Source organism: Bradyrhizobium sp. LeoA1Lang (assembly GCF_055413685.1).
Map to the genome: position 1 here is coordinate 1 of NZ_JBVAPG010000236.1, position 9,235 is coordinate 9,235.

At 59.8% G+C, this 9,235-nt stretch carries 9 protein-coding genes and 1 pseudogene; 8 read left to right on the forward strand and 2 right to left on the reverse strand.

The genetic code is table 11. The annotated features are described in order from the left end of the window. Positions 1-96 precede the first annotated feature (96 nt). Positions 97-714, reverse strand: coding sequence for a redoxin domain-containing protein (locus tag ACZYOF_RS39980; RefSeq protein ID WP_463719182.1), 618 nt, complete (start codon positions 712-714; stop codon positions 97-99). Positions 715-1,798: 1,084 nt separating this feature from the next. Here ACZYOF_RS39980 and msrB point away from each other — a divergent pair. From msrB to hemC, 6 genes and pseudogenes are all read left to right on the forward strand, one after another. Next, entirely contained in the window at positions 1,799-2,251 is a 453-nt protein-coding gene (gene msrB, locus ACZYOF_RS39985; RefSeq protein WP_463719183.1) for a peptide-methionine (R)-S-oxide reductase MsrB, read from the forward strand. 2 nt (positions 2,252-2,253) lie between these two features. Then, positions 2,254-2,766 (forward strand): peptide-methionine (S)-S-oxide reductase MsrA, encoded by a 513-nt coding sequence (gene msrA / locus ACZYOF_RS39990; protein ID WP_282531513.1) that lies wholly within the window; start codon positions 2,254-2,256, stop codon positions 2,764-2,766. A 429-nt stretch (positions 2,767-3,195) separates the two neighbouring features. Beyond that, positions 3,196-3,477: a hypothetical protein gene (locus ACZYOF_RS39995; RefSeq protein WP_463719184.1), complete on the forward strand. Its 282-nt coding sequence runs from the start codon at positions 3,196-3,198 to the stop codon at positions 3,475-3,477. Positions 3,478-3,507: 30 nt separating this feature from the next. Then, a pseudogene (locus ACZYOF_RS40000) lies at positions 3,508-3,987 on the forward strand (DUF1993 family protein). Positions 3,988-4,057: 70 nt separating this feature from the next. Next, positions 4,058-4,555, forward strand: a complete 498-nt coding sequence (locus tag ACZYOF_RS40005; protein ID WP_463719185.1) for a hypothetical protein — start codon at positions 4,058-4,060, stop codon at positions 4,553-4,555. Between the two features lie 462 nt (positions 4,556-5,017). Then, positions 5,018-5,995: a hydroxymethylbilane synthase gene (gene hemC / locus ACZYOF_RS40010; RefSeq protein ID WP_282531515.1), complete on the forward strand. Its 978-nt coding sequence runs from the start codon at positions 5,018-5,020 to the stop codon at positions 5,993-5,995. Between the two features lie 817 nt (positions 5,996-6,812). On the opposite strand, the gene ACZYOF_RS40015 is transcribed toward hemC, so the two are convergent. Beyond that, positions 6,813-7,346 carry a cytochrome b gene (locus tag ACZYOF_RS40015; protein ID WP_282531516.1) on the reverse strand — a complete coding sequence of 178 codons (534 nt, stop codon included), beginning with the start codon at positions 7,344-7,346 and terminating at the stop codon, positions 6,813-6,815. 347 nt (positions 7,347-7,693) lie between these two features. On the opposite strand from ACZYOF_RS40015, the gene ACZYOF_RS40020 reads away from it, so the two are divergent. Both ACZYOF_RS40020 and ACZYOF_RS40025 read left to right on the forward strand, forming a co-directional pair. Further along, on the forward strand, positions 7,694-8,713 hold the full coding sequence (locus ACZYOF_RS40020; protein ID WP_463719186.1) for a PAS domain-containing protein: 1,020 nt from the start codon (positions 7,694-7,696) through the stop codon (positions 8,711-8,713). Positions 8,714-8,743: 30 nt separating this feature from the next. Beyond that, a complete protein-coding gene (locus ACZYOF_RS40025; RefSeq protein WP_463719187.1) occupies positions 8,744-9,172 on the forward strand; it encodes a hypothetical protein in 429 nt (142 codons plus the stop codon). Positions 9,173-9,235: the final 63 nt, after the last annotated feature.

The following is a 9,235-nucleotide window of genomic DNA, read 5'->3' on the forward strand; positions in this document are numbered from 1 at the left end:
TGCCTATCCTTATCGCCATCCTTACAACTATCTTTTGACATGGTGACCTCGTGACGAAACAATCCACGAGATCTTCCTAGCCGACCAGATCAGCCCTCAGTGCGTGGTCGCCGGATGACGCTCACGGATGATCCCCCGTTGGTCGAGGACATAGGTGGCCGGTATTGGCAACATCCAAAAGGAGAAGCCATGGGGACCGGAGAGATCAAGGCCGCGCTGCAAGAGACGGCTCTTTATCTGCGCCGGCACCACGGAGACCAAGCCGAACGAAAGGCTCACCCCAAGATCTAGGTCGGAGAGGATTTCCAGATCCAGTCGGTGATCGCGTTTGAAATTGCGTGGCAAGTCTCCGGTCTCAGGCGTTATGGCAATTGCTCTGGCGCCGGCAGCGCGGATACTGGGGGTGGCTCCGTGAAGAGCGCGTAGTCCAGCTGCGCACAATGGGGACCAAATCCCGTAAACGAAGGTAACGATCAACGGCGCAGTTTGTCGCAATTCCAAAGATGAAACGAGCGTTCCATTTGCCTCAGGGAGAAGGAAATCGGGAGCAGGTTCGTTCGCCCTCAGGGCGCCGTCAGGAACGCACGCCTCTCGCAGCCATGATGAAAGCAGCCGGTCGGTTTGGATGTCCAGCGTGCGAAAGCCGCTCAAGGTCTCCGCGGAGGCTTCGATCGGCGTACTGGCCGGGTGCCCCTTCAAAACTTTGTCGTCCATTCTAGTTCTCCCCCCAACGGTGCCCCTCGCGGCACCTGTCCGCGTAAGTTTCTTGCATGGTGACCGTGCGTTCTGGAAAACGAAAATTCAACTTTGGAATGGTAGTCGTTGACGAATAATTGCCAGGAATAGTCGGCGGCTCCAAATATCGCGATGTGCCGCGGCGCACACGAAGCACTAAGCGCCGCGTCCGTAGAGGAGGCCGCGACCGAAGACTCTCTTATAGTCACCGCGCCCGTGCTCCCGCATACAGAGCGAGAGGATGAGGAGGCAGAAGCCAATCATGGAACTGGACGCACTGCCATGACTAATCCTCCGAACCGACGCCCATCGGGAAGTTCACGGCGAATAACTTCGAGAAGACGATAGGCACCGTAGCAAAAATGAAACGATATCGTGAAGCCGGACTGAATTCGTAGGAACTTGAATGCGGTAAGTCCAGACGTTGCTCAGTCGTTTTCCCGAGTCTGTCTGTTCCAGCTAGCCACGCCGCGTGTCAGGCACGCGCTTTTTTGCGTTACGGCACCTCCGAACGGCGACAGGCGCGCTTTCCTACCGGGAGATGTATGCGGCAGCCAAAGAACACTTCTTGGATCGAAAACTGAAGAAGGCGACAGATGAAAACTACGTTCGCCATCGGGCGTCGTCGATTAAATGGATAACTAGAAAGAATTTTGGGCCGGGTACCCAAGAACAAGCGCGACGACTTTCTCGGCCCGCATTTCGCAGGGACGCAAAGAGTCCTCGCCCGACCTCAGCCGGTAAAGGTTGAAGCTGACGACGTCGTCGCCGGCGAGCGCTCGCGCCTACAGGCTGGTCCGCTTTCCATCGCGAGGCTTCCGCACGGTGACGCGGTACCGCAGCCCATCGTGCATGCCTTCGCCGTAGCGCTCGGTACGGGGAGCGCCGATTCAAAGTTCTGTTCCAGCAGTGTCAGACCCGTCGCCTGGGCCAATGAATTGGCCCGGCAGATTGAAGCACGTCCGGTGTCGATCCGCATGGCATCGTTTCGATAGCCGGAGGTAATTGGACGGTCGACCACCCGGTGCCTATCTTCAGTGCTGAGCAAAAAGGAGTACGGCGAATGCCGGCCTACAGGAAAAACCCCGACGCGGTCTCAAAGCTGACTCCCGAGCAGTACCGCGTCACGCAGACTGACGGGACAGAGCGCCCCTTCGCCAACGAATACTGGGACAACAAAGAGCCTGGCCTCTACGTCGACGTGGTTTCCGGCGAGCCGCTCTTCGCATCCTTCGACAAGTTCGACAGCGGGACGGGATGGCCGAGTTTCACGCGGCCTCTCGAGGCCGCGAATGTCGTCGAGAACGTGGACAGCTCGCACGGCATGACACGGACCGAGGTTCGCTCCAAGCACGGCGACAGCCACCTTGGCCACGTTTTCCCGGACGGGCCGCGCGACAAGGGCGGGTTGAGGTACTGCATGAACTCGGCCTCCTTGAGGTTCATCCGCCGCGACCAGTTGGAGGGCGAGGGGTACGGCGAGTACGCAAAGCTCTTCGCAAAGCAGGAGGCTTGACGATGGCAGCGACTACAGAACGCGCGATCCTGGCAGGGGGGTGCTTCTGGGGAATGCAGCAGCTGGTGCGGCGCTTGCCCGGCGTTGTCTCGACGCGGGTTGGGTACTCGGGCGGCGACGTCAAGAATGCCACGTACCGCAACCATGGCACGCACGCAGAAGCGATCGAGATCACGTTCGATCCGAGTCAGACGAGCTTCCGCGACCTGTTGGAGTTCTTCTTCCAGATCCACGACCCGACGACGCCCAACCGGCAAGGAAACGACCGAGGCATAAGCTACAGGTCGGCGATTTTCTACACGAGCGAGGAACAACGCCACGTCGCTGAGGACACCATCGCCGACGTCGAGGCCTCAGGGCTGTGGCCGGGCAAGGTGGTGACCGAGCTCGCGCCCGCTGGCGATTTCTGGGAGGCCGAGCCAGAGCACCAGGATTACCTGGAACGCTACCCGAACGGCTACACCTGCCACTTCGTCCGTCCGCAGTGGAAGTTGCCGCGGAGGAACGCCGCCTGACGGCGACCGCGGTGTCTGTGGCCTGCGGCGCGCAGCCTCACGGCGTGTGCACCGTAAATCGTTTGCCAAGTGTCCTCGCCGCCCCGGCGAAGTCGCTCACAACGCGACAAGGTGGCGAGTTTGGACGGCCCGGACACAGCTTTGAGGTTCTCGACGTGAATATATCTAATTCGGCTGCAACCACTACTCGGTCGGCCGCAATTGGATATTCGTTCGTCTTCAATCGAAGGCAACGAAGATCGAACCGATCAAGACCCCAGACCAGGTTGGAGCGTGGAAGGGCCCTTCACCCGCAGGCTGGATGTCTGCGTGAGATGGCATCGTCCCGCTGTGCCGAAGCCGAGCTGATATGGGCCTGAGCACGATAAAGGCTTCTGGACGTGGCAGGCGAGCCGTTCTGGCGTATATCGCGAAGCCCTCGACAAGTTGATGACCACCCTGGACGTCACCTTCGTCACACTGTCGGAGTGCGCGCTTGCGGCGGGTGCGCACTTGGCGGTCGCCCGCACCAACGCCTCCACCATCCACTACTGTCTTCGAGGCGCCAGGAGTCATCCTCCTGGACGACGAAACGCCCATACGCCTGATGCCGCACACGCTGGTGATCGTCCCGTCTGGGCGGACAATGACAATCGCGGCGACGGAGCACCCGACCGCACCACGGGAACACCAGCAAGCACGGCCAACGGATATCCCGTCCTGCGTCACTAGGCGGTCGCGTGCTAGGAGCTCTCCTCTGTCATGGTGCATGGACTGAACGCGATGGACGACTATCTCGACCACGCCCAAGCGCTCGAGCGGACCAAGGGGTTTGAGCCTGGGAGGATACTTGGCGAGCGGCTCGCGCCCGACATGCTGACTTTCGGAGAACAGTTCTCCGTGAGCTGCAACAAGGTCGACGCGCACATGGCGAAGTTGATACAGCACGACCCGCCAGCGCCCCGTAGCACCCCGATGATGTACCCGGCATCGAGACTCGCGGCTTCCTGCGAAACGTGCAGCCGGACGAGATTGCCGGCGCGCGGTCCCACACATACGAGCTAACGCCGCCCAGCCTGCGGATGGTTCGGCGGCGACGACTACATCCGGTACCTGGCGCTGCCCGGCTTCTTCTTCCACATCTCGCTTGCGCACGCGATCCTCAGGCACCTTGGAGCGAAGATTGCGAAGCGCGACTATCTTCGTAACCTCACTCAACAGAGCGGCGGTGACTACTCGTGAGAGACGAGCGCGGGGCGCGGCACGGACCGAGCCCTTCAAGGCAGGAAAGTAAGTTTAAGGGATGCCGCTAGTGAGCGAGTTGCGAGAGATCATCGGCGCGCTGCAAAGCGAAGCGAAATTCGAGGCTGCTGTAAGCGAGTTGGGAGCCGCGGGGATCGACCGCGCTGGCGTAAGCTTCCTGACGCAGGAGGAAATTGCAGCCTCCTGCGCAGGAGCCGCCGGCTGCGAGATCACGCAGCTGCCCCGCGTCGAGATCGGCTTGAGCGACGACCGGTGGCAGGTTCGCACACTTGCGACCTCGCTTGCGGCCACCGCCTTCCTGGCGGCGACTGGCGCAGCACCCGCGTCGGCCCTGCTGGCGGGATTGGCTTCTGGGGGTAGTGTCGGTGGGCTGGCAGCCTTGTTCGGCCAGAGCCACGAAGCCCACGTGCACGAGTGGTCCGAGAGCCAGATCCTCAACGGCGGCATCGTGTTGACCGGCCACCCCGCCAGTGCGAAGCAGTTCGAGGCCGCCGCTATTATGCGCCGGCGCCACGGAGGCAACGTCTTCGCCTCGCCATCAGCCTAGCAACGAGTCTCGCCCCCGATTCATCGTGGGCGCTAGCAGACGGATCAGTTCTTCTTCTCGGCAGTCCGCGGCTTCTGGAACGTAGGGGCCGACGGCGCCGCCAGTGCACGATGTGGTGAAATGCGACCGTTCGAGCAATGGAGGTAGAGCTGAGCCATGTTCCGCGTCCATGGTAGCTTCCTCTCAAAACCGCCAACAGCCAAGTTCATCCGCAAAATGGACCCGATGCCGAAGTTGGCTTAACCGTTTCTGCCATCGTTGCGTGAATAATGCTATACGCTATATTTCGCGCATCAGGCTTTAAGGCCTAGCCTTTTTGTCACGTCCGGCTCCGTTGTTAGCCGGATTAGACAGAGGCGAAAGATCTTCCAGACCATTAATTCTAATTGAGAAAGCTCACGCGCGGTTTAGAAGGCCTGACCAGGCGCAGGAGTGAGGCCCGCGGATTTGAATCGGATACGTATGGCATCGGATCGATTGCGGATCGGCACGCGCAAAAGCGCAATGGCGATCGCCCAGACTGAGGAGATCGCACGACGCCTGAAAGCCGTCGGCACCGAGGTCGAAATCGTCAAGTTCGAGACCACGGGCGATATCGACCAGGTTGGCAAGCTCTTGCCGCATGGCGGCAAAGGTGGGGCTTTCGTGGCGCAGATTCGCGAGGCGGTGCTCAACGGAAGGCTCCATGCCGTGATGCATTCGCTTAAGGACATGCCGGGCAATGAGGACACGCCCGGGCTTGTGATCGGCGCGACGCTCTCGCGCGATCCGCCCGGCGACGTCCTGGTGCTGCGGCCGGGCACCTCGGTCGACGAGCTCAAACGCACGCGTGGCAAAGGATTCCAGATCGGCACCAACTCCGTCCGCCGCGCGGCCTATGTGCGGCGGCTGTTTCCGGAGATCAAGGTTATCCATTTCCGCGGCGCCGCCGACAGCCGCGTGCGCAAGCTTGACCAGGGCGCAAAGCAGAAGCTGCCAGATGGTGGTGCGGTGGGGCCCGCGGATGCGCTGATCATGGCGCGCTCAGGCCTCGAGCGCGTCAGGCTTACGAGCCGGATCGCGTACGAATTTTCGATTGCCGAGATGCTGCCGGCAGTGGGGCAGGGGATCGTCGCAGTCGAATGCGCCGCGCGCGATTTCGAGACGCGCCGTATCCTGTCAGCGATCGACGACGCGACGACCCACACGTGCGCCGACGCCGAGCGCGAGGTGCTGTGGGTGCTCAACGGCCATTGTAACTCGCCGATCGCGGGATTTGCGGAAGTCATGGGCACGGAGATGCAGCTCGCCGCATCCGTGCTCGATCATGCGGGCAGTCGGATCATCGAGGCGTCGCGTGTTGGCCGAGCAAGCCGACCGCGCGAACTCGGCCGCGCAGTGGGAATGGAGCTGCTCGCCAGAGGCGCTGCCGAGATCATCGAGCGCGGCCGGCCGGTCTGATAGAGCGTCATTGCGGGGAACGCAGCGACGAAGCAATCAAGAGTCACAGGTGAGGCTCAGGATTGCTTCGTTTCGCTCGCAATTACGGCCGGACAACGACGAGCGCCAACCGCGGCTGGTGGCGGAATTTGCTTGGCTAATTCTCGACTAATTGGTTCGGCGCTTTGCCATCTCAGGTTACCCGAAGGACGTAAGAGAGCAGATAGATGCTCCGCGGGGCTCGGCATCGATGAAGTCCTCCCTCCTTGCAATTCCATCCGCAGATCGGTTCGCTCGGCGCAAAATGTGATACGCGATCTACGCGCGTCCTGATGCGAACACGCTCTAACCCCGCAACAGTGACCATCGAGGGATGATCCGCGCACCGGTAGTCTAAATGAATCGCCGCCGTTCACGTGCAGAGCGCGACATTGCCCTTGTAAAAGGCAGCCGCGAGTTCAAATGCGGACGCTCCGCAAGATTTGGTGATCGGCGCGCACTGCAACCTCGCAATGATCCACGGGCAGCTGACTTCAATCGCTCTCTCGATTTCAACACTTCTCCTTAGGGCTTCGGCCGCCTCGTAACTGATCACCGCCCATAACGCTTCCACCAAGGCGATACACGTCTACCTGTACTATCTTGTTGCCATCAGCCCGGTAGCGCTAGCCTGTGTGCTTGGGCTTGGTATTGCTCACCCTGCAGCAAAATTGCTGGCCGTCGTTACGGGGGTGGCGGCGTTTATTTTCACCGTGTTCACGGATCACAAGACGGGTGTAATCCGCATTTCGCCTACTCGCTCCATCTGGCCGTCGATGCACTCGTCGGTGTGGTCTATTTATCCGCCCGGAGCCATCGACCGAAAGACTTCGTCGTGCAGATAGAAGTGGTGGAAGAGAGCCGCGGCCGCATGCACGCCGGCAACCCAGAGGATGGCGTTGCCGAGGGTGGTGTGTATTTCCATGATCAACTGCCCCAGTCCATGCGCCTTCGCGATCTGGGGGGCGATGTCGAATCCGGGAAGGGTGACGGGAATCCCCTCTAGCCAGGTACCGAGCACCGCCGTTGCTGGAATCGCGATTAGGAGCGCATAAAGCGCGAACTGGACGAGCTTCGCGGCCACTGCCATCCATCGCGGCATCGGCTGCTTCGCGGGCGTGCTGTCGATCAGTCGCCATAGCAGCCGCAGCGCGACGACAATGAAGACAAGCAGCCCGAGCGTCTCGTGAATCCTGCGGAGCCCGTCCGCGCCGGCGGAATAGAGCGAATCGGGGTCGCCCTTGCTCAGCACATAGGCGGCGAGAACCAGGATGACGGTCAGCCAATGAAAGGCCTGGGCGCCGGCGCCGTAGCGAGAGGAAGTGCTGCGCAAACCGATTGTCTCCAATCTTAAGCCCGCCGCAGCGGTTGATGAACGGTGGCGGCGCGTCGCCAGAGATTTGAGCGCTTGGTAAGTTGGCCGGTTCCCCGGGGCGCCTAACTTTACCCTGGAAGTGCATAACCAGTCCTTATCGGTAGCATTCCCAATCTTCATTTCAGCATGTGCTCGCACTCTGGGATGGTTACATCCTGGATGCGAGACACTTCGCTCTCAACGAAAAGTCCGACGAGATGGCTCGGTCACCTGGAAACTCTCATGAGTCATCTTCAGCAATGATGTGTTCCGCAAAACCTGCGAGACCAAATTGGCGATGGCGATAAGTGCACAGGGCGAAAGAGTTGAGGAAGAGCAAAAACGCGACCTTGGCTCTTCTCGGCGCGAGAAGCCGAGAAGAACTTGCAAAGGCGCTTCTCGGGATCGCTCTTCAGCGGTTACGAGCGTCAGGTGGGGCTGTGCTATTCAACGAGAACGGTCAGTTCGTACCGTTCGCCACGTCGAACTGGGCTGAGAACCCTGTGAGGGGTGTTCGGTTTTGCTCCTCCCGGTTTGCGTTGGACCTTGGGGCGCTTGAGCATGCTGCAAGAATGCCCGATCCCATTTCGATGAACGAAGTTCTTTTCAGGTTCGGTGGCATCGAGCTTTCCGTCCTGTGGATACCTCTAAGGTATCGAGGGGACAGAGTGGGTCTGATCTACCTCGAAGCGGATCGAGGCGGGAGCTTCGAAGCAACCTCCATCGAAAGCTTCAGCGCCATCGCAATCCAGGCTGCTGCGGTTCTGGCCAACCTTCGATTAACCGATGATCTCGCGCGAGAAATACGGCTAAGGCGGCACGCAGAGGCAAGTCGCGACGAACTTCATGATTCCATGCGTCGGCATCAATGCACAGGAAAGATAGGTGATTTCAAGTTCAACCCCACGAGGGGAGCGTCAAGCGGTTCAAGGGAGTTTTTTCGAATATTCGGTGTCTCATCCGAGGTAGAGAAGTTCGATCTGGAAATCTGGATCGGCAAACTGCATCCGGACGATCGAGCTCGTGTCAAACGCGTCACCTCCATTGCCGTCGCGACCGGGAGCACTCTTCAGCTGGAATACCCGATCAAAAAAGATGGTAGGGTGCATCACGTCTACTCGGAAGGTTATCTGGAGACGAACGGGGATGGATATGTCCTGTATCAGGGAAACGTCATCGACATTACAGAAAGGAAGGCCGCTAAAAGGTTGTTTGCCGAAACTCAGGCCGAGCTTTCGACCGCTTCGCGCCTGGCGGCTTTGGGCGAGCTCGCCGGCTCGATCGTGCACGAGGTGAATCAACCACTGACCGCGCTGATAACCAGCGCGGAGGCCTGCTGCCGTTAGCGGTCAACATGTCCAATGGAGATGTCCGAGATGGTCGAAGCCGCTAACCAGGTCGTAAACAAAGGAAAGCGGGATATTGCGATCGTGGGTGGATTGGAAGTGCTGGCCAAGGGGGCGCAGGCAAACCTTAGCTTCATCAGGATCGACGGCGTCATTTTGGAAGTATTAGGCATGTTGCGTGACGAATTGGAGAAGTCATCCATTTACGTGCGTGCCGATATCGATGAAGGGTTGCCGGAGTTGAGGGGAGATCGCTTACAGCTACAGCAGGTTGTTTTCAACCTGCTGCGAAACGGCATCGATGCGATGAAGAACGTGCACGGCCGGCTACGAAGGCTGGAAATATCGTGCCGTGCCGACGACGTCGAAATGTTAACGGTATTTCGCCATTGCGATGGGGATGTCCCGGGTTCTGTTGAATTACTGAAGAGGTCGGCGTTGCCCACCTTGAGCCGGTAGGCTCGGGGTGCTGATTCCACAAAGGAGAGCAACGCCATGACGAGAGATATCACACCGGCTGGT